Annotated in this window: 15 protein-coding genes; all 15 read left to right on the forward strand. The window is 44.5% G+C overall.

Going from position 1 to position 21009, the window contains the following annotated elements; genetic code table 11:
• Positions 1-272 precede the first annotated feature (272 nt).
• The 15 genes from HED67_RS15505 (at position 273) to HED67_RS15575 (ending at position 20996) form a co-directional block, all read left to right on the forward strand.
• Positions 273-908 carry a sigma-70 family RNA polymerase sigma factor gene (locus tag HED67_RS15505; RefSeq protein ID WP_096241081.1) on the forward strand — a complete coding sequence of 212 codons (636 nt, stop codon included), beginning with the start codon at positions 273-275 and terminating at the stop codon, positions 906-908.
• 3 nt (positions 909-911) lie between these two features.
• Positions 912-1334, forward strand: a complete 423-nt coding sequence (locus tag HED67_RS15510) for an RNA polymerase sigma factor (protein ID WP_096241080.1) — start codon at positions 912-914, stop codon at positions 1332-1334.
• A 409-nt stretch (positions 1335-1743) separates the two neighbouring features.
• Positions 1744-7734, forward strand: coding sequence for a SpaA isopeptide-forming pilin-related protein (locus HED67_RS15515; protein ID WP_096241079.1), 5991 nt, complete (start codon positions 1744-1746; stop codon positions 7732-7734).
• Positions 7735-7826: 92 nt separating this feature from the next.
• Complete coding sequence (locus tag HED67_RS15520) at positions 7827-7979, forward strand: hypothetical protein (protein WP_004612794.1); 153 nt, start codon at positions 7827-7829, stop codon at positions 7977-7979.
• 39 nt (positions 7980-8018) lie between these two features.
• Positions 8019-8546 (forward strand): PcfB family protein, encoded by a 528-nt coding sequence (locus HED67_RS15525; RefSeq protein WP_004612793.1) that lies wholly within the window; start codon positions 8019-8021, stop codon positions 8544-8546.
• Positions 8543-10438: a VirD4-like conjugal transfer protein, CD1115 family gene (locus HED67_RS15530; RefSeq protein WP_173700021.1), complete on the forward strand. Its 1896-nt coding sequence runs from the start codon at positions 8543-8545 to the stop codon at positions 10436-10438. Before HED67_RS15525 ends, HED67_RS15530 begins: the two co-directional genes overlap by 4 nt.
• A 140-nt stretch (positions 10439-10578) precedes the next feature.
• Positions 10579-10794 (forward strand): Maff2 family mobile element protein, encoded by a 216-nt coding sequence (locus HED67_RS15535; RefSeq protein WP_005338487.1) that lies wholly within the window; start codon positions 10579-10581, stop codon positions 10792-10794.
• Between the two features lie 23 nt (positions 10795-10817).
• Positions 10818-11687 carry a VirB6/TrbL-like conjugal transfer protein, CD1112 family gene (locus HED67_RS15540; protein ID WP_004612759.1) on the forward strand — a complete coding sequence of 290 codons (870 nt, stop codon included), beginning with the start codon at positions 10818-10820 and terminating at the stop codon, positions 11685-11687.
• Between the two features lie 17 nt (positions 11688-11704).
• Complete coding sequence (locus HED67_RS15545) at positions 11705-12079, forward strand: PrgI family protein (protein ID WP_118198039.1); 375 nt, start codon at positions 11705-11707, stop codon at positions 12077-12079.
• The gene (locus HED67_RS15550; RefSeq protein WP_118198038.1) at positions 12057-14876 is read left to right on the forward strand and encodes a VirB4-like conjugal transfer ATPase, CD1110 family; all 2820 of its coding nucleotides are present in this window, start codon (positions 12057-12059) and stop codon (positions 14874-14876) included. The genes HED67_RS15545 and HED67_RS15550 overlap by 23 nt, the downstream gene beginning before the upstream one ends.
• Positions 14877-14971: 95 nt before the next feature.
• Positions 14972-15283 carry a hypothetical protein gene (locus HED67_RS15555; protein WP_096241066.1) on the forward strand — a complete coding sequence of 104 codons (312 nt, stop codon included), beginning with the start codon at positions 14972-14974 and terminating at the stop codon, positions 15281-15283.
• Between the two features lie 32 nt (positions 15284-15315).
• Positions 15316-17787 carry a C40 family peptidase gene (locus HED67_RS15560; RefSeq protein ID WP_221718842.1) on the forward strand — a complete coding sequence of 824 codons (2472 nt, stop codon included), beginning with the start codon at positions 15316-15318 and terminating at the stop codon, positions 17785-17787.
• A gap of 17 nt (positions 17788-17804) precedes the next feature.
• Positions 17805-18143 (forward strand): DUF4315 family protein, encoded by a 339-nt coding sequence (locus HED67_RS15565; protein ID WP_004612754.1) that lies wholly within the window; start codon positions 17805-17807, stop codon positions 18141-18143.
• Positions 18133-18813, forward strand: a complete 681-nt coding sequence (locus HED67_RS15570; RefSeq protein ID WP_118198037.1) for a CD1107 family mobile element protein — start codon at positions 18133-18135, stop codon at positions 18811-18813. Before HED67_RS15565 ends, HED67_RS15570 begins: the two co-directional genes overlap by 11 nt.
• A 92-nt stretch (positions 18814-18905) precedes the next feature.
• Positions 18906-20996 carry a type IA DNA topoisomerase gene (locus tag HED67_RS15575; RefSeq protein WP_173726139.1) on the forward strand — a complete coding sequence of 697 codons (2091 nt, stop codon included), beginning with the start codon at positions 18906-18908 and terminating at the stop codon, positions 20994-20996.
• Positions 20997-21009 lie beyond the last annotated feature (13 nt).

Below are 21009 nucleotides of genomic sequence, written 5' to 3' on the forward strand. Positions count from 1 at the left end.
TGCAATGGGAGACTATTCTGTTTTAATGGAAAATGAAAAGAACATAAAAACGGAAAGAAATGCAAAGAAGTCTGACCGGGACATCAGACGGAAAATAAAATAGAGGATGCTGTAAATTAGCAGAAAGGGCAGTAAGGAAGTTTCAGGCTCTCGTTAAAAAAAACGGGTGTGCCGGAAGCTGTTTTTTACTGCCCTTTTGCCAGTAGATCAGCAATAATCCTATCCTTTCTGCTGATGGGCACCTGTTGCCAGCAGGCAGAAGGGTGGTAATCATGCTGACATTGCAGGAATTGAAACAGGTTGTAGGTAACAGGGAAGAAAGAAGAAAGGTTCCGTCCGCCAGGTATTTAAGAGAAAACGATGTGGCAGTTGTAAAGCAGAGACTGATAGATGGTGCGGAAATTATTGCGTATCAGACAGGATATGTTTTCTATTGCGTGGGTGATTATGGAACGGTTTTTCCTTTATTTACCTGTCGAGATTATGTATATGAAGCAGGAAGAAAAATAACAGTTGTTAAGGAAGATTTTTTTGATAATCAGCCCTGGTATGTGCGGTTGATATTAGAAGGTGAAGATCGGCTGTGCAGGAACAGGGAGGTACGAGAACATAATAATTGCATTTCATACAGCCATATTTCAGAAGGCTGGTGTGAATTGGTGGATAAAAGGCAGAATGTACTTGAAAAACTGATCATAGAAGAAGCTATTGGAGAATTCATGGATCTGCTGACTGACCGGCAGAGACAGGTAATCCATCAAATTTATTTTCAGCAGCGTACACAAAGAGAAGTGTCACGGGTGTTTGGAATTACAGAACCGGCAGTATCAAAATGTATTTCACAGGCAAAGCAGAAAATGAGAAGAAATGCAGGCAGACTGATCGGAGTGCTTCAGAAGGGAGAATAAAAGATGCGTGGTAAAAAACCAAAGGAAAGACAACGGTATGTGCTGCGTGTAAATGAAACTCTCATAGAAGTTACCAGAGACGTATATCTGGCATGGTACCAGTCAAGAAGAAAAGAAAGATACCAGCTTGAAAAAATGCAGAAAAATGGTGTGTGCGGAATAGAAAAAGTAGGGGAAACGAGTTACAACAGTTATTTGCATATATTATCACCAGAAGAAATAGTCATCAGGGTGTCAGAAATACAAGAGCTGCAGGAAGCACTGAAATATTTGTCTGAAGAAGAAATGGAATTGATAAGATTATTATTTTTTGAAGAGTACACAGTTAAAAAAACAGCACAGTATTTCGGGTGTTGTACAAAGACAATCAGAAACAGGAAAAACAAAGTATTGCAGAAACTAAAAGACAGGCTGGAAACTTTGTAAGTTTTTGCTGTTTCAAAAAAATTTTATAAAAAAATTTCAAACAGGTTAATTTTTGCCCTTTCACACATGCGGTTAGTGGAGGGGCAAATGTCTATTTTAATTCAAAACAATAAATTCCCCCCTAAAAGTGAACCTTGACAATTTCATATCAGCAGCAAGAGGATACCTGAATTTCCCAGCTACGCATCTGGCGGCGGGCATTCGGTGACAACGTGAAGGGCAATGGATGAGAGGCACCCTTGGCAGGAATGATTACGAATTACCTCTTGCGGCTTAAATAGCTCAATCCTGTTTTTATTTAAAAGTCAATCCAAGACATAAGGGAGGTGGTTCCTATGATTGATTCATGCAGGTGTAAGCCTGAACGAAAGTGGAGTAAATTATCGAAGAAAGAGAGGACTCAGTCAAAATGAAAATGCGATTTAAAAGATTCTTGTCAGGATTTATGGCAGTTGCAACTTTGGCGTCTGTTATCGTTCAACCAGTCACGGTTTCTGCTTCTGAATTAGAACCAGAGCCAACTTCATTTGAACAGCAATATCCGGAACTGCAGGATGTGCAGGATACTCTTGATAAAGATGAAATTGTGGAAGCAAAGGATATTGAGATTCCCTATGGAGAAGAATTTGAGGTGGAAGTCGATCTGTCCGGTATAGAGGGCGTGAATGAAAAAAAGGTGAAAGTTTTATTCCATGAAGCAAAGAGTGAAGCCGGTACAGATTTTGACGCACATACACCGGATACCTACAAAGCTGTCTATGCAGTAGAGCCAGTCAGCGGTCACCCAGCTTACAGAGTAAGCAGAAACATTACGGTAAAAGAGCCAGAAACAGAAGAACAGACAAAGAGTTCTTCTGAAAATACAGTTGGTGAAGGAAATGCCGGTGAAACAGAAGATTCCGGTAATGCGGAGGAAGATGCTGATTCGGACAGGGCAAAAGAGATTGTGACTGATCTTACAGATGGACAGGAAGTAACAACAGATGAAGAATCTGGTCTGACTGTTTCAGAAGTAATGGATCAGGCAGAAAATGAAGGAATTGACTTGTATGAGATGGAGCCGGGTGAAACAGTGACATTTATGGCGGCAGCAGGAAATGCAAGAAGTTCACAACAGGTTTCAGTGACAAGAGGTGCCGAATACCGATATGCGGATTATGGTTATGGAACTTATCTGACGTATCAGTATACCGTAAAATTCGGTAATGTGTCCGCCACAGCTTATTGTGTACAGCCGTCCAAACCGGGACCTGGTACGGGAACATATACAATCAATAAGGTTGGGGATGGCAAAGCACTGGCTAAAGTATGCTACTATGGCACAAAAGCCTCTGGCGATGATGGATTTTTTACAGAAGAAAATGGCTATGGAAACCTGAGTGCAGGAGCCAGATTTATTCTGGTACATCTTGCTGCGTCATATGCGAATGGCAGTTCCGATGCTTTTTCTGGTGCAAACACTACTGCACAGAATCTTGCGAAAAAACTTTATAATTATTGTATTTCTCAGCCAGATATTCCGGATGTGGCAATGTCTTTTTCAGATGCAGATGTGACAGCTTATGTAGATGGCAACAGCCAGAGAACAAAGGAAATCACTTTTAAAGCAGATGAACTGCAGAGTATCACAATGAAACTCCCAAGTGGTGTGAAACTCCATAACGTGACAACCGGAAAGACAAGCAAAGCTGGCGAAGCAGTGGAAATCAGTGGTGGAACCAAGTTTTACTTATCTGCACCTCTTACACAGGTACAGGATGTCGCAGGAAACTGGTCTGCAACGATGAAAGGCAGTGTAACAAAAGATTATTCTGCGTATAAGATCAGTACCGGATCTGGTTCACAGGACCTGGCACTGGTATTTGGTGAAGGTGTTGATGATGAAAAATATGTGGACTTCAAAGTAACATGGGTACAGTACGCAAGTGTTAAGGTGATTAAAAGAGATGCAAAAGCAGACGCAAAGCTGGCAGGTGCCGTGTTTGGTTTATACAGTGATGCAAACTGTACAAATTTGATCACAAAGTTACCGGCAACTGATGCGAATGGGGAAGCGTCCGTACAGATCATTAAGACACAGAATACCGTATATCTGAAAGAGATTACAGCTCCGACAGGATACCGTATCAATGCAACTGCCTACAACGTAAAACTGGAAGTCAGCAAAACAGCAACTGTGACTGTTCCGGATGAAGAACAGATGGGCCAGCTGACTGTTTATAAAGAAGGTCAGGTTCTGACAGGTGCAGATGTCACCGAGAATGGAACAACATTTAAGTATGAGAAACGCAGACAGAAAGGTGCGATTTATGATGTGTATGCCGGGGCAGATATTAAAACTGCTTATGGTGCCAAGGTTTACAGCAAGGGTGATCTGGTCAAAGAGAATCTGACAACAGACTCGAATGGGGCAGTCATTCTGAAAAACCTGCATCTTGGTACATATATCGTCAAAGAAAAACAGGCTCCGACCGGATTTTATAATGCCGGGGAAGAAAAGTCTGTCACTCTTTCTTATGCAGGACAGAATGTAGATGTTGTTTTTTCTGAGACAACCTTTACGAATGACAGACAGAAAGCAGAAGTGATTGTGACAAAGCAGGATAAGGATACAGAAAATCCTCTGGATGGAGGAATTTTTGGACTTTATGCAGCCAGTGACATTAAAAATGCAGATGGAACGGTTGTTGTAAAGAAAGGCACTCTGATTGAGAAAGTGACAACTGGAAATGATGGAATGGCGAAGTTTACCGCAGACCTGCCGCTGGGATTTTCCTATGATGTAAAGGAAGTACAGGCTCCGGAAGGCTATCTGAGAAATGCGGATGATGTCTATACGTTTACTTTTTCTTATACAAACGATAAGGAAGCGAAACTGACATTTAAGCATACCTTCAGAAACGAGCGTGTGATAGCAAAGATTTCCTTACAGAAGCAGGATAAAGAAACAAAGAAGGCTGTTCCACAGGGAGATGCTACTTTAGAAAAGGCAGTCTATGGACTGTATGCCCGTGAGGATATTGTCCATCCGGATGGAGCAACTGGTGTGATCTACAAAGCAGGCGAGCAGGTTGCCACTCTCACAACAGATAAGAATGGACAGGCTTCCGTAGATGGATTATACCTTGGTAATTACTATGTAAAAGAGATTACTCCGCCAACGGGTTACCTGGCAGATGAAGAAGAACATGATCTGGTCTGCAACTACGATGGTGATCTTGTAGCGGAAGTGAAGCGTGACTGTCTGTCTCTGGAACAGGTGATGAAGCAGCCATTTGAGATTATCAAGGCAGCGAACAACGGAAAGACAGATGCCGATTTACTGAAAGGTGCAGGATTTACCGCTTATCTGGTATCATCCCTGACAGTAAAAGAAGATGGCAGCTATGACTTTGATTCTGTCAAGCCGGTAGTGATAGGGGAAAATGGTGCAACAGAGATCTTTACGGATGAGAAAGGGTATGCCCGCAGTATTGCACTTCCTTATGGAACTTACATCGTCCGTGAAACAACCACGCCACATAATTACACTCCGGTCAATGATTTCATCGTGCAGATTACGGAAAATCATCCGACTACACCGCAGGTATGGAGAGTGCTGCTTGACAAAGAGTTTGAAGCAAAGCTGAAGATCATCAAACAGGACGATGAGACAAAGAAAGCAGTGCTTCAGAAGAATACAGAGTTTAAGATTTTTAACCTGGATACAGAAAAGTATGTGGAACAGGTAACAACCTATCCGACGACGGTAAAACACAAATCTTATTTTACAGATGAGCAGGGATACTTAATCCTTCCACAGAATCTGAAAATTGGACATTACCGTATTGAGGAAGTGAACGCACCTTATGGATATACGCTCAATGAGAATTACTATGAGGTGAATGTAGATTCCAATACAGCATATCAGATGGACGGAACTTCCGGCGATGTGATCATCGAGATTGTATACGAGAATCATCCGGTTAAGGGAGAACTGAACATCGTAAAACAGGGTAAGGTCTTAAATGGTTATAAAGATGACTTTACTTATCAGAAAGAAACTCTGGAGGGAGCAGTCTTTGAGATGTATGCTGCAGAAGATATTTATACAGCAGACTTCCAGAAAGATGATAACGGAAACCGTATCCTGGAGTATGCTTCCGGGGAACTGGTAGGAACTGTTACCACGGATAAGGATGGAAAGGCACAGATCACCGACCTTCCACTTGGAACCTATAAGATTGTTGAAAAGACAGCACCAGAGGGCTTTGTGTTAAACGAAGAAGCACAGACAGTAACATTTGAATACAAAGACCAGAAAACACCAGTCATCGAGCAGACAGCAACTTTTGAGAATGACCGTCAGAAAGTGGAAGTGTCCGTAGTAAAACAGGATGCAGAGACAGAAACGGTTGTGGCAGGTGCAGAGTTTGGCATCTATGCAAAAGAAGATATTCTGACACATGAAGAAGTGATTGTGAAGGCAGATACCTTACTTGGAAAAGCAGTCAGTGGGGAAGATGGAAGGGCAGTATTTGACGTTGACCTTCCATTTGGTACTTACTATATCAAAGAACTTGCAGCTCCGGCAGGGTATGTCTCTTCTTTTGAGACTTTGGAAGTGACTGCCAAATATCAGGGACAGGATGTGAAAGTGGTAGAGCTGGAATCTGTATTTAAGAACCAGCCGACAAAAGTAACCTTTACGAAGTCCGATATTACGACAGGCGTGGAACTTTCCGGGGCAACGCTTACGGTGCTTGATAAGGATGGAAATGTGGTAGATACATGGAAGTCTGTAAAGGGTGAGGAACATCTGATTGAAAGACTCACAGCCGGGGAGACGTATACCCTTCGTGAAGAAATGGCTCCTTATGGCTATCTGATGGCGGAAGAAGTTTCTTTTACTGTGGACGATACTGCCGAGATCCAGAAGGTAGAGATGAAAGATGCAGTGCCAACCGGAACACTTATCATCAATAAAAAAGGTGAGTTCCTGGAGAAAGTATCTGCACTGGATTCCATTGGCGGATGGATGAAGCATCTGTTTGAATATCTTTCCGGTTCCCTGAAAGAGGTTACTTTTGAGGTTTATGCCTTAGAAGATATAAAAGCAGCGGATGGCGAGAGTGAAGATTACTACAAGAAAGATGCACTGGTAGCAACGATCACGACGGATGAAACAGGCGTGGCAAAACTGACAGACCTTCCTCTTGGCAAATACTATGTCAAAGAGAAAGAGACAGCAAGTGGATATGTCTTGGATGGAGAAACTCGTGAAGTAGATTTGACTTACCGTGACCAGAATACCGCAGTTGTTACTTATTCCGCTGACTGGCAGAACAAACGTCAGAAGGCAGAAGTGAACGTGCTAAAGAAAGAAAAAGATTCCGACCGTGTACTGGAAGGGGCTGTATTTGCCCTGTGCAATAAAGAAGATATTGTCAATGCAAAAGGCGATGTGATCCTGAAAGCAAATACGGTTATTGAGGAGCAGGCTACGGATAAGGAAGGAAAACTGACCTTTACGGCAGATCTGCCACTTGGCTATACCTACTATGTGAAAGAAACTTCCCCGGCACCGGGATTTGCGACAACAGACCAGGTACAGGAATTTACTTTTGAATATGGTGGGGCAGATAAGGAAACACTGTCTTATGCGTTCACTTTTGAAGATGAGCCGACAACCGTAGAGTTTACCAAAACATCCCTGACAGACGGAAAGGAGATTGAGGGAGCAAAACTAAAAGTCACAGATGAGAGTGGAAACACTGTGGATGAATGGACTTCCGGTAAAGAAGCACATATCATCAAAGAACTGACCGCTGGCAAGAAGTACACCATGACAGAAACACTTCCTGCGGACGGTTATGTGACAGCAGAGAGCATCACTTTTACGGTGGAAGATACCAGTGAAGTACAGAAAGTGGAAATGAAGGATGATGTGACAAAAGTGCAGATTTCCAAGACCGATATTTCTGGTAAGGAGCTGCCAGGAGCGAAACTGACAATCCTTGACAAAGATGGAAAGACCGTAGAAAGCTGGACATCTGAAGAAAAACCACACTATATTGAGATGCTTCCAATCGGGGAATATACCCTTCGTGAAGAAACTGCACCGGACGGTTATCTGGTTGCAGAGGATGTAAAGTTTACGGTCAAAGATACTGGAGAAATCCAGAAGGTTGTGATGAAGGATGAGGCGAAACCGGAGGAAACTCCAACAGAGACACCGACGGAAACACCAGAAACCACACCAACGCCGGAGACGAAAACCACAGAAGAAACAAAGAAATCGACTTCACCAAAGACAGGAGATAATACTCCGATTCTGTTCTGGATTCTGCTTGCAGGGGCTGGAATGGCTGGTCTTGGTGGCACAGTGATTCTTCGCAAAAGAAAAAATAAGAGATCATAGGATTTTTCAGTAATGGATGAGGGCATTTATGGACACAGGATTCATAGATGCCCTTTTGAAAAATTTCAAGAGATGTGAAGGGAGAAAAGAAGATGACAAAAACAGTATTGATCGTTGCTGCGGCTGCAGTATTTCTGGTATATGGATTTGTCCTTTGGTGCTGTATCAAAGTGGGGGCGGAATCAGAAAAAGAATATATGAAACTGGCAGAAAAGAGAGGAAAGGAGCAGCAATGTGATAAATGAGGATAAGACAGCAGTGAGAGAAGAAAGGGCGTGGTGTGATTGCAGGATGAAGTGAATGAGAAAACAGTCTCACTTTGTATCCGCTGTGGCAAGGTCACTGCCAACTTGCTGAAAGCTGCCATGGTAAAGGCTCTTGCAAAGATGGAGCAGGAGAAAAAACAGCAGGGACAGAAAACAAACCAGAAGCAGCCCCAGAAGGAAAAGGAGGATAAGACCTACAAGGGAAAACAGAGCCTTGATAAGCTGATGAAGCAGAATGTACAGCTGTCCAACATTGAGATCACAGATGGAAACATCAAGTCTTTTGAACGGGTAGCAAAGAAGTACAGCATTGATTTCAGCCTGAAAAAAGATGTGACTGCGGACCCGCCAAGATACTATGTGTTCTTTAAGGCAAGGGATGCTGATGTGATGACTGCCGCTTTTAAGGAATACACGGGCAAGTCTCTGAATAAGGACAAAAAACCATCTGTGAGGAAGAAGTTACAGCAGGCAATCACCAAATCGCTTGCAAAGCACAGGGAACTGGAGAAAACAAAAGGAAAGGAGAAGGAGCCGTCATTATGAGCAGATTACAGAAGTTGCTTGGTGTAGGAAAAGGATACCTGGAGAGATTACCGCCGGTGGATGTACATAAGCTGCTTCGGATTGTTCTGATGAATCTTACATATATCGTGATCTTTTATGTGGGAAATAAGCTGGCATGGTTATATCAATACTGTGTAGGTGATTCCATGATAGAAAGACTGATGGTACTGATCTTAAATTTCCAGATGGCATTTAGCAGGATTCTCCCAAGTATGCATAAAAATGAATTGCTGGTTGGGATTACTGGAGCCGTGGCAGTGAAGCTCATGGTCTACATGAAAGGAAAAAATGCCAAAAAGTTCCGGCAGGGAGTGGAGTATGGTTCGGCAAGATGGGGGACGGCAAAAGACATTGCACCCTTTATCGACCCGGTATTTGAAAACAATATCCTGCTGACCATGACGGAACGGCTGACCATGAATGGCAGACCAAAGAATCCGAAATTTGCAAGGAACAAGAACGTGATTGTAATTGGCGGATCTGGTTCCGGAAAGACCCGGTTTTATGTAAAACCAAATCTAATGCAGATGGGAAAATATATCAGCTATGTGGTCACGGACCCCAAGGGAACGATCATCATTGAGTGCGGAAAGATGCTGGTACGCCATGGATATAAAGTGAAAGTATTGAATACGATCAATTTTTCCAAGAGTATGCATTATAACCCGTTCCACTATATCCATTCAGAAAAAGATATTCTGAAACTGGTGAATACTATCATGGTAAACACCAAAGGAGAAGGGGAGAAGTCCAGTGAGGATTTCTGGACGAAGGCAGAAAGGCTTCTGTACTGTGCATTGATTGGCTATATCTGGTATGAAGCACCGGAGGAGGAACAGAACTTTGCGACACTGCTTGAATTTATCAATGCATCGGAAACAAGGGAAGATGATGAGACATTTAAAAATGCAGTAGATATGCTGTTTGAGGAACTGGAGAAAGAAGAACCGGAACACTTTGCAGTACGTCAGTATAAAAAATATAAATTAGCCGCCGGCAAAACGGCAAAGTCGATTTTGATCAGCTGTGGAGCAAGGCTGGCACCATTTGATATTGCGGAGCTTCGTGAGATCATGAGTTATGATGAAATGGAACTGGATATGGTAGGGGATCAGAGGACAGCATTGTTTATCATTATTTCAGATACCGATGATACGTTTAACTTTGTTGTGGCAATGATGTACAGCCAGTTATTTAACCTGTTATGTGACAGAGCAGACGATGTACACCATGGACGATTGCCTTATCATGTCAGAATATTAGCTGATGAATTTGCGAATATCGGACAGATTCCGAAATTTGATAAGCTGATCGCAACTATTCGTAGCCGTGAGATTTCAGCATCCATTATCCTCCAGTCGCAGTCACAGCTCAAGACCATCTATAAAGATGCTGCTGAAACCATTTTAGGTAACTGCGATACGATGTTGTTCCTTGGCGGAAAGGAAAGTTCCACATTAAAGGAGATTTCCGAGACACTGGGAAAGGAAACGATTGATTTATACAACACTTCTGATACCCGTGGACAGAGCCGTTCTTATGGGATGAATTACCAGAAAACAGGAAAGGAATTGATGAGCCGGGACGAGCTTGCGGTCATGGATGGCAGTAAATGTATCCTTCAGCTGAGAGGTGTCAGACCATTTTTCAGTGACAAGTTTGATATTACCAAGCATAAACGATACAAGGAATTGTCGGACTATGATAAGAAAAAGGAATTTGATGTGGAAGCGTATATGCGGCATCGGATGGAAGTGAAGCTGACAAGGACACAGGAATTTGACCTGTATGCCTTTTCAGAGGAAAGTCTGGCAGAAGAATTAAATACAGAAAACAAGGAAGCAGAGCATGTGAAAGATTCGGACACATAGCTCTTTTTCTTTGCCCTTATAGGGAGGTGATGGATTTGAGAGATCATGAAAGGCCGCCCATAAGGGCAGAGCCGGAAGAGACTTCTTAAAACATAGATAGAAACCGAGAAAAAGCAATGATTTGAAAGGAGACAACGACTATGGCGTTTTTTAATCAGGCAATTAATATTTTACAGACTCTTGTAGTAGCGATCGGAGCTGGTCTTGCAGTATGGGGTGTTATCAACCTGCTGGAAGGTTACGGAAACGACAATCCGGGTGCAAAATCCCAGGGGATTAAGCAGCTGATGGCGGGAGGTGGTGTTGTTTTGATCGGCACCCAGCTTGTACCGTTACTTTCCGGTTTGTTTAGCTGAGAAACTTAGGAGGGAGATGACTCATGGATCGGATATTTGAAGCGATTGAAGAATGGATGAGGAATCTTCTGACAGGCATGGTAAGTTCCAACCTGACAACAATGTATACCGATGTCAATGAAAAGACCGGTCAGATTGCTGCTCAGGTTGGGCAGACACCGCAGGGCTGGAATGGCAGCATTTACAGCATGATACAGAATCTTTCCGAGTCGGTCATTGTACCGATTGCCGGTATGATTATCACATTTGTACTTTGTTATGAGCTGATCTCCATGTTGACGGAAAAGAACAACATGCACGACATTGACACCTGGATGTTCTTTAAATACTTTTTCAAGATGTGGGTGGCAGTCTGGATCGTCAGCCATACCTTTACGATCACGATGGCGGTATTTGATGTCGGGCAGTCCGTAGTCAGCCGGGCAGCTGGGGTTATCAGTTCTGATACAGCGATCAATATAGATACGATGATCTCCACGATGGAGACAGCGATGGAATCTATGGAGATTGGTGAACTTGTCATACTGGCACTGGAAACGATGCTTGTAAGCCTGTGTATGAAGATTATCTCAGTCTTTATTACAGTGATTTTGTATGGACGTATGATTGAGATTTATCTCTATTCGTCCGTTGGAGCGATCCCGTTCGCAACCATGTCCAACCGGGAATGGGGGCAGATCGGGAACAACTATCTTCGTGGATTGTTTGCACTGGCATTCCAGGGATTTTTTATGATGGTCTGCGTGGGAATCTATGCGGTTCTGGTCGCAAACATCCAGATGTCAGATAACATACATTCTGCATTGTTCGGCGTGATGGCATACACGGTGATCCTGTGTTTCAGTCTGATGAAAACAGGAAACTTTGCCCGCAGTATCTTTAACGCCCACTAAGAAAGGAGGAACTGGCAATGGCATTTGTATCTGTGCCTAAAGACTTAACCAAGGTTAAGAATAAGATCATTTTCAATCTGACGAAACGGCAGCTGATCTGCTTTGGGGTTGCGGCGGTGGTAGGGCTTCCGTTTTATTTCTTAAGCAGGGGAATCATTGGTTCCAGTAACGCAGCGACCGGGATGTGCCTTCTGATGCTTCCGGCATTTTTGTTTGCCATGTATGAGAAGGATGGACTCCCGTTAGAAAAGGTCTTAAAAAATATGATTACCGTAAAATTTATCCGTCCTCCGGTACGCAAGTACCAGATGGAAAATATGTACGAGAAAAAGTATACCGTGGTCAGAAAGAAGAAAGGGGGAACGAAGAGTGTTAAAAAGAAAAAACGATAGACAGCCGCCACAGAGTTTAGACGAATTATATCCGGATGATTACTGGCTGGATGAGGAGGATGGAGAAGAAGAACTTCCAGACCCCGCAATGAAAAGAAAACCAGTAAACGGCAGGCTGCACGATGAGCCAATGGTAACAGGGTATGAAGCACTGGAACGCCAAAGAGGTGTCCGCAGACCGAACCGGAAACTGACACGCAGGGAAAAGAAAGCCCTCAAAAGGGCACAGAAATATGAAGAAAAACTGCATAAGGAACATGAAAAAGCGGATAAGAAAAATGCAAAAAGGGAAGCAAAGCTGGCAGCCAGAGCAGAAAAGCAGGCAGTGCGTGACGCAAAGAAAAACGCAAAAAAGAAAAAGAGCAGATCTGTCGCAGCACCGTCGGGGCAGCGTCCGGCAGGAAAAGTGGTTTCCGGAACGAAAGGCAGTGGGACAGGAAAGAAAACACCGGATAGTGCCAGAGATAAGAGGATCACTGCACAGCAGTCGATTCCATACCATGAGATGGGAAGGGACGGTATCTGCCGGGTGCAGGACAAGTTTTATTCCAAGACGATCCGTTTTTATGACATCAACTATCAGCTGGCACAGAATGAAGATAAGAACGCCATCTTTGAAAACTGGTGTGATTTCCTGAATTACTTTGACAGCACAATTCATTTTCAGCTGTCTTTTATCAACCAGCACAGCAACATGGCAGAGTATGAGAAGGTCATCCATATCAATCCGCAGGAGGATGAATTTGATGACCTACGTATGGAGTTTGCCCAGATGCTCAATAACCAGCTGGCAAAAGGAAATAACGGGCTGATGCGTACCAAATATATCACATTTGGGATTGAAGCGGAGAATATCCGGGAAGCACGGCCAAAACTGGAACGTATCGAGTCGGATATTCTGAATAACTTTAAGATCCTTGGGGTATCTGCCTATCCGCTGAACGGAGAGGAACGGTTACAGATCATGTATGAAACCTTTAACCAGGACAGCAAAGTTCCGTTCCATTTCTCTTATGACGATGTACTTCGGACAGGGCTTAGTACCAAGGATTATGTCGCACCGACCAGTTTTGTATTTAAGAATGGAAAAGATTTTGAGATGGGCGGCACGATGGGAGCTGTTTCCTATTTACAGATCCTTGCACCGGAACTTACCGACAAGATGCTGGCAGAGTTTCTGGAGATGGACAGCAACCTGATGGTGAATTTCCATATCCAGTCCATCGACCAGATGAAGGCGATCAAACTGGTAAAAAGCAAGGTGACGGATATTAACCGTATGAAGATCGAGGAACAGAAAAAAGCAGTCCGGGCAGGCTATGACATGGACATTATCCCTTCGGATTTAAATACATACGGTGGGGAGGCAAAAAGGCTTCTGGAAGATCTGCAGTCCAGAAATGAGCGAATGTTCCTTGTGACAGCATTGTTCTTAAATACCGCACCGACCAAACAGGAACTGGAAAATGTGGTGTTCCAGACTGCAGGTATTGCACAGAAATATAACTGTGCATTGAAACGGCTGGATTACCAGCAGGAGCCGGGACTGATGAGCTGTCTGCCGCTTGCGATGAATTTCGTACCGATCAAGCGGGCACTGACAACGACATCCACGGCGATTTTTGTCCCGTTTACCACACAGGAATTATTTATGAGTGGGGAGTCCATTTATTATGGATTAAATGCCCTGTCCAATAACCTTATCATGGCAGACAGGAAGAAGCTGAAGAACCCGAACGGACTGATTCTTGGTACACCGGGTTCCGGTAAATCGTTTGCGTCAAAACGAGAGATTGCAAACGCATTTATCGTGACGAAAGATGACATTATCGTATGTGACCCGGAAGGGGAGTATTATCCGTTAGTCCGGGCATTTCATGGACAGGTGATCCGTATTTCCCCGACCAGCCACGATTATATCAATCCGATGGATATTAACCTGGATTACGCTGACGATGATGACCCGCTTTCCTTAAAATCGGACTTCATCCTGTCCCTTTGTGAGCTGGTAGTTGGCGGAAAGAACGGACTGGAGCCGGTTGAAAAGACCGTCATTGACCGATGCGTAAGGCTGGTCTATCAGGATTTCCTTTCTGACCCGGTACCGGAAAAAATGCCGATCTTAGAGGATTTATATAATCTTCTCCGTAATCAGAAAGAGCAGGAAGCACAGCGTCTGGCAACGGCACTTGAGATCTACGTCAATGGTTCCTTAAAAGTGTTTAACCATAGAACCAACGTGGAACTGAGTAACCGTATCGTATGTTTTGACATTAAGGATCTGGGAAAACAGCTGAAAAAACTGGGTATGCTGATCGTGCAGGACCAGGTGTGGAACAGGGTAACGATCAACCGTTCTGCGAATAAGAGTACCAGATATTATATTGATGAGTTCCATCTGCTCTTAAAAGAGGAGCAGACAGCAGCATACAGCGTGGAGATCTGGAAGCGATTCCGTAAATGGGGTGGTATCCCTACGGGTATCACGCAGAACGTAAAAGACCTGTTAGCCAGCCGGGAGATTGAGAACATCTTTGAAAACTCTGACTTTATCCTGATGCTCAACCAGGCATCCGGTGACAGACAGATCCTTGCAAAACAGCTCAACATTTCCCCACACCAGCTTTCTTATGTAACGAACAGCGGGGAAGGTGAGGGACTGGTCTTTTATGGCAGCACCATTATCCCGTTCAAGGATAAGTTTGATAATTCCCTGATGTTGTATGCCCTGATGACTTCCAAGCCGGACGAGGTGGAGAAACGGAAGAAACTTGGTATCGGAGAACGGGACGATTAAAGAAATAAACGAAACAAAATAAAACAGAGTAGAGGATGAGCCGGGGGGAATACTTCCGGTAATTTTTCTGCCCGGAAATCATGGAGGATTACAAGATGGAAGATTACAGAAACATGGAGAGATGCAGCGGTGAGCCTTGCTGCGTATTTGCAGAAAGAATCTGTGCAGACAATGAAAAGGAGATTTTGAAAATGGAAAAGGACAGAAAGGAAAAAGTAATGGCTGATGAGATGGTGGATGACCTTATCTATCTGGCAGAACTGATTGACTTTACGGGAATTGTATCTTGTCTGGCTGTAAGGGGGACTTTAAGTGAGCGAATGACAGACAAGCTGACGGATTCCATTGCAGGGATGGCAGATGAAGTGTTGGAAAAATGGGAGGACTATCAGGATAAGACAGAATAACCGGTACAAAACAGTAAAGGGGATGGTCAAAGTTGCAGGAGCATGAGTATAAGGCGAGAGATAAAACCGTCCAGAAGATGAGCCGGGATGGTCTGCGGGAAGAAAACCTCCGGAACAAGGAAGAAAAAAGGATCACCGGACGGGATACGGATACCGAGATTTCCCGCAGTGAGAAGAAAGAGGAACTGGATTTCAGTAAACGCAGACAGGAACGGCTGAAAGAAGAACGGGAGATGGAGCAGCCAGAGCAGAGTTCCAGAAAACCCAGATATAGCAGGGAACATGTATCCGACCAGGATATAAACTCAGATATGGGTGAAGAGGTAGAAATAGAGGGAGATATTTCCGTTGAAAATGGAGAAAATCCCAAATCTGCCTTTCGCACAGAGAGTATCCGTGGACAGCCAAGAGGGGAACGGGCATATCTGGAGACAGTTGCAGACAGCCGGGATCTTCGGAAGAAAAAGATGGTCAGGGATTATGCTGCAAAGGAAAGAAGGAAGGAAAAGGAGACTTCCAGAGAAGAAAAAGCAGCCAAAAGAGAATCTGCCCGTTACCGGGAAACTTCCGAAGTGATGGAAGATTCCCTGGATAAGTTCCACGAGGAGATCAAAGGCAAGTCCAAAAGGGAACGGGTGCTGAAGGAACAGCGGAAAAAAGTTTCCCGTCTGTCTTTTGGTGATGAGGGTGACGGCATGGTACATGGTGCCGGGATCGGTATCCGGAATCCGGCATCGGCAGTCAAAGATGCGGCAGTCACAGCAGCACACTGGAAAACGCACGAAGAAGAGGATGAAAATGCGGCAGTGGAAGGGGCACACCGGGCAGAGCTTGTCGGGGAAAGTCTTGCAAGGAAATCCATCTACATGCGGGAACGGCTGAAAGGGCGAAGGGAAGAATCTCGGAGATTAAAAGAAAGCGTCCTGGATGAAGCAGAAAGGAGCAGGCTGATATTTGAGACTGCCTATGGAAATGAAGCGAAGGACGCAGTGAAAAGAGAAGCAGAGAAGAAAAAGAAATCTGCCCTGCAGAAACTCTTTCAGAAGAAGCGTTACCAGAAGCAGTATCAGGCAGCCAGACAGAGTAAAAAAGTAAAGGATGCAGCGATCACTTCCGCACAGAAGTTTACGGAAAAAGCGAAAGATGCCGTCAAGATGGTGGCGGCACAGAACCGGGGGATTTTTGCCACGGTAGCTGTCTTTGCTCTGATCTTTGTGCTGATCGCAGCCAGTTTTACCAGCTGTACGGCATCTTTGCAGGGAGCTTCTTCAGCAATCATCTCTACCAGCTATTCCAGTACGGATGAAGATATTTATGCCGCTGAAAATGCGTACCGTGCCTTGGAAGAAGCACTGAATACACAGATCAATCAGATGGAATCCACCCATCCGGATTATGACGAATACCGGTACCAGATTGATGAGATCGGTCATAACCCATATCAGTTGATCTCTTATCTTACGGTAAAATACGGCGGCTTCACTTACGATGAAGTGGCAGAGGAGATTAAGGAGATCTTCCGACAGCAGTATGGAATCACCACAGACTCTACCAGAGAAACAGTTACAGAAACCAAGACTGTCCGGGTAGGGGAGTCCTTGGGACTGGTTGTGACAAGTGGGTACTGTAACTGCCCGATCTGCTGTGGCCAGTGGAGTGGCGGACCGACAGCCAGTGGGGCAATGCCGACAGCAAACCATACGATTGCCGTGGATGCGGCGAATCCATTTGTGCCGATCGGAACCCATGTAGTCATGAACGGTGTGGAATATGTAGTAGAAGATACCGGAGCGTTCGCAAGATATGGGGTACAGTTCGATGTTTACTATGACAATCATGCGGCGGCATCCGCACATGGACACCAGACATGGGAAGCCTACATAGCAGACAGCAATGGAAACCAGGAAGTGCAGGTCACGACTACAAAAGAGGTGAACCGTCTGGATGTGACGATGACAAACCACAGCCTGGATGCCGTGTTAAGGAGCCGTATGACAGAGGAAGAACAGGAACGCTACGATGCGTATAACAAATATTATGGCAACCGTGATTATCTGTTTGATCTAAACAGCATACCCACCGGAAGCAGTGGATTTGGTTACGACATACCGGCAGATGCTTTATCTGATCCACAGTTTGCAAAAATGATACAGGAAGCAGAAAAATATCTGGGTGTTCCATATGTATGGGGCGGTTATTCCCCAAGTGGTTTTGACTGTTCCGGCTTTGTAAGCTGGGTTATCAATAACTGTGGAAATGGATGGAATGTCGGAAGATGTACTGCCGATGAGCTGCGGTCACACTGTTCGCAGGTATCACCATCGGAGGCAAAACCGGGAGATCTGATCTTCTTCCAGGGAACCTATGACACACCGGGAGCAAGCCATGTGGGAATCTATGTCGGCAATAACATGATGATTCACTGTGGCAAGCCTGTCCAGTATACCAGCATTGCAAGTGCTTACTGGCAGGAACATTTTATGGCGTTTGGTCGTCTGCATTAGAGGAGGTGACAGGGCAGATGAACATGAAATTGAAAAAACTTCTGAATGATATTCAGAAAACAGAGGATAAGATCGCTGAATTACAGGAACACCTGAAGCGGCAGAATACATTGAGACAGCAGATGGAAGATATAGAGATCGTTAAGTCGTTCCGTTCCATGAAGCTGGACAGCCGCAGCCTGCTTGTCCTGCTTGACGGGATTCAGAAAGGAACCGTTACGATTCAGATGGATGAGGACGGCGGTATCACGGTGGAGGATGCAAAAGCTCCGCAGAAAAAGGAAAACAACGAAGAAGTTCACAGACCACCTGTTGGTCAGATGACAGAAAGAGAGGTTTTAGACGATGAGGAATAAAGTGGTAAAGAAACTGCTTATGATTGCCATGGCAGTCACCATGATCTCCGGGACATCCATTGCTACGGTTTATGCAAACGCAAACCCACCGGCGGAGGAGACAACGACACAGGTAGTAGAAGAAACGGCAACAGAATCAACAGAAGATACGGAGAAGAAAGAGGATATCGGAAGGGTCACCGGGGAAGGGGATAATTCGGCTTTTTCTACTCCGGGAAATGCCCAGCTGGTGGATGATAAGGAAAATGATGATACGAAACAGTTCCTTACCATCCAGACCAAGAAGGGAAATACATTTTATATGGTCATTGACCGTTCCAGCAATACAGAAAACGTGTACATGATGTCCCTGGTCGATGAGAATGACCTGGCAGAATTTCTGGATGAGACAGAAAAGAGCAAAGAAACCGAAGAATCAACCGTAGTGATTCCGGAAACCACACCGGAAACTACCCCGGCAGTAGAGGAGGAAACCGAAGTGAAGAAAGAAGAAAAGACGGGAATGAATGTAAAAGGACTTGGAGCAATCGTACTTGCAGTGATTCTTGGAGTGGCAGGGATTGCCGTTTATAAAAAGCATGGACGTGGCAAAGAGGAGGACTATGTAAGCGAACAGCTGGAGTTTTCTGATGGACCGTATGTAAATGAAGAAGAGGATGAGGAAGAATAAACTTCCATCTTCAAAGAAGCAACCAAAATAAGGACAGGGGGCAGCCAGAGTAGTTTGGCTGCCCTTTTTCAGTAGAAAGGACAGAAAAACGTATGTCAAAATTTTTAGTAATCGCAGAGAAACCAAGTGTGGCACAGAGTTATGCCAAAAACCTGTCAGCTTATAAAAAAGAGGACGGATATTTAGAAGGGGAGAGCTGTATTGTCAGCTGGTGCCTTGGGCATCTGGCAGAGTATGCACAGCCGGAGGAATATGACCCGAAATATGAGAAATGGCAGTTTGATGACCTTCCGATTCTCCCGCAGGTCTGGAAGTTGAAAGTTTCCAGAGATAAAAAGAAACAGTTTGATGTGTTAAAAAGCCTGATGAACCGGGCAGATGTGGACTATCTGGTAAATGGCTGTGATGCAGGAAGGGAAGGGGAACTGATCTTCCAGAGAGTGTATGACCTTGCCGGCTGCAGGAAACCGGTGAAGCGTTTATGGATCAGTTCCATGGAAGATACGGCAATCCGGACAGGTTTTCAGACAATGAAAGGAGCAGAGGAATACCGGAATATCTGCATGGCTGCGGTATGCAGGGCACAGGCAGACTGGCTGATCGGAATGAACGGAACTAGGGCATATACGACCTGTTATTTTAAACGTCTGGTTGTGGGCAGAGTGCAGACGCCAACGCTTGCCATGCTTGCGGAACGTCAGGATAAGATTGAGCATTTTCAGAAAGAAGCCTTTTATAAAGTAGCACTGACAGACGGAAGGCTTACGGTAGTTTCTGAAAATATTGCAAATGAGGAAGCAGCCGATCTCCTTGCTTCCTTATGTATGGATTCGGAAGCAGTGATTACACAGATAAAGAGGGAACAAAAGAAAGCGTTTCCTCCCAAACTTTATGATCTGACCAGTCTGCAAAGGGAAGCAAACCGTTACTTTGGCTATACGGCAAAGAAAACACTGGATATGCTGCAGGAATTATATGAAGAAAAGCTGGTCACTTATCCAAGAACGGACAGCCAGTTCGTGACGGAGGATATGAGGGATACCGTAGAGGAACTGGTAGGGAAAATGCCAGTCTTACTTCCGTTCTTGGATTATGGACAGCTGGGACATAACATCACCAGAGTGATTAACAATGCAAAAGTATCCGACCATCATGCGATTCTTCCAACAAAAGAAGCCGTAGAAAAAGGAATCTCTGATCTGACAGCGGACAAAAAGAACCTGATGATGCTGGTCTGCCAGCAGCTGGTGCAGGCAACAGGGGAAGAGTATCAGTATGAGCAGACGGATATTATGGTCAAATGTCAGGGACATGATTTTACTGCCAGAGGAAAAGTGCCGGTGCAGATGGGATTTAAAGCGGCGGGGAATGCCTTTAAGAACCAGTGCGTGAAAGCCAAGCCGGAAGAAGAAACGGAAAAAGAAACTTCCATCCCATATGGATATGAAGAAGGAATGACGCTTTCTCCGGTAAAGGCAGAAAAGACAGTGCATTTTACTTCCCCGCCAAAACCATTCAATGAAGATACCCTCCTTGCCGCTATGGAAACCGCAGGGAATAAAGACTTTGATTCGGAGACAGAGAAGAAAGGACTGGGGACTCCGGCAACCAGGGCAGGTATCATTGAAAAACTGGTTTCTTCCGGCTATGCAGTCAGAAAAGGAAAGCAGATCTTGCCAAGCACAGAGGGCAGGGAACTGGTGAATGTCATGCCGGCTTATCTGAAATCAGCAGTAATGACTGCAGAATGGGAGAACCAGCTGCTGATGATGGAAAAGGGACAGATTACAGATACTCAGTTTATGGGAGAGATTACTTCTCTTGTAAGTAAGATTTTAGAGGTATGCAGGGAGATACCAGAAGAGGAACGCAGGAGATTCCAGACGGAGAGGGAAGTGATCGGCAAATGTCCGGTCTGTGGCTGTGATGTTTTCGAGGGGAAACAGAATTTTTACTGTTCAAACCGTCAGTGTGATTTTGCCCTTTGGAAAGAAAACCGTTTCCTGGGAAGCATGGGGAAAAATCTGGATAAAAAGATGGCAAGAGAACTTCTTGATAAGGCTTGTACCCATGTAAAAGGTCTGTATTCTAAAAAGAAAGATATGAAATTTGATGCAGATCTGTTACTCACACTGGAGGATGGCAAGCCGAGATTCCATCTGGAATTCCCAAAGAAGAAATAAGACAAGGAGGTAA

The sequence above is a fragment of the Pseudocoprococcus catus genome (assembly GCF_019734885.1).
In the GTDB taxonomy this organism is placed as follows: Bacteria; Bacillota; Clostridia; order Lachnospirales; family Lachnospiraceae; genus Coprococcus_A; species Coprococcus_A catus.

Bases quoted from the DNA above. Each gene is read 5' to 3' on its own strand.
- HED67_RS15505 (WP_096241081.1), top strand. From the start codon at position 273: ATGCTGACATTGCAGGAATTGAAACAGGTTGTAGGTAACAGGGAAGAA.
- HED67_RS15510 (WP_096241080.1), top strand. From the start codon at position 912: ATGCGTGGTAAAAAACCAAAGGAAAGACAACGGTATGTGCTGCGTGTA.
- HED67_RS15515 (WP_096241079.1), top strand. From the start codon at position 1,744: ATGAAAATGCGATTTAAAAGATTCTTGTCAGGATTTATGGCAGTTGCA.
- HED67_RS15520 (WP_004612794.1), top strand. From the start codon at position 7,827: ATGACAAAAACAGTATTGATCGTTGCTGCGGCTGCAGTATTTCTGGTA.
- HED67_RS15530 (WP_173700021.1), top strand. From the start codon at position 8,543: ATGAGCAGATTACAGAAGTTGCTTGGTGTAGGAAAAGGATACCTGGAG.
- HED67_RS15535 (WP_005338487.1), top strand. From the start codon at position 10,579: ATGGCGTTTTTTAATCAGGCAATTAATATTTTACAGACTCTTGTAGTA.
- HED67_RS15540 (WP_004612759.1), top strand. From the start codon at position 10,818: ATGGATCGGATATTTGAAGCGATTGAAGAATGGATGAGGAATCTTCTG.
- HED67_RS15545 (WP_118198039.1), top strand. From the start codon at position 11,705: ATGGCATTTGTATCTGTGCCTAAAGACTTAACCAAGGTTAAGAATAAG.
- HED67_RS15555 (WP_096241066.1), top strand. From the start codon at position 14,972: ATGGAAGATTACAGAAACATGGAGAGATGCAGCGGTGAGCCTTGCTGC.
- HED67_RS15565 (WP_004612754.1), top strand. From the start codon at position 17,805: ATGAACATGAAATTGAAAAAACTTCTGAATGATATTCAGAAAACAGAG.
- HED67_RS15570 (WP_118198037.1), top strand. From the start codon at position 18,133: ATGAGGAATAAAGTGGTAAAGAAACTGCTTATGATTGCCATGGCAGTC.
- HED67_RS15575 (WP_173726139.1), top strand. From the start codon at position 18,906: ATGTCAAAATTTTTAGTAATCGCAGAGAAACCAAGTGTGGCACAGAGT.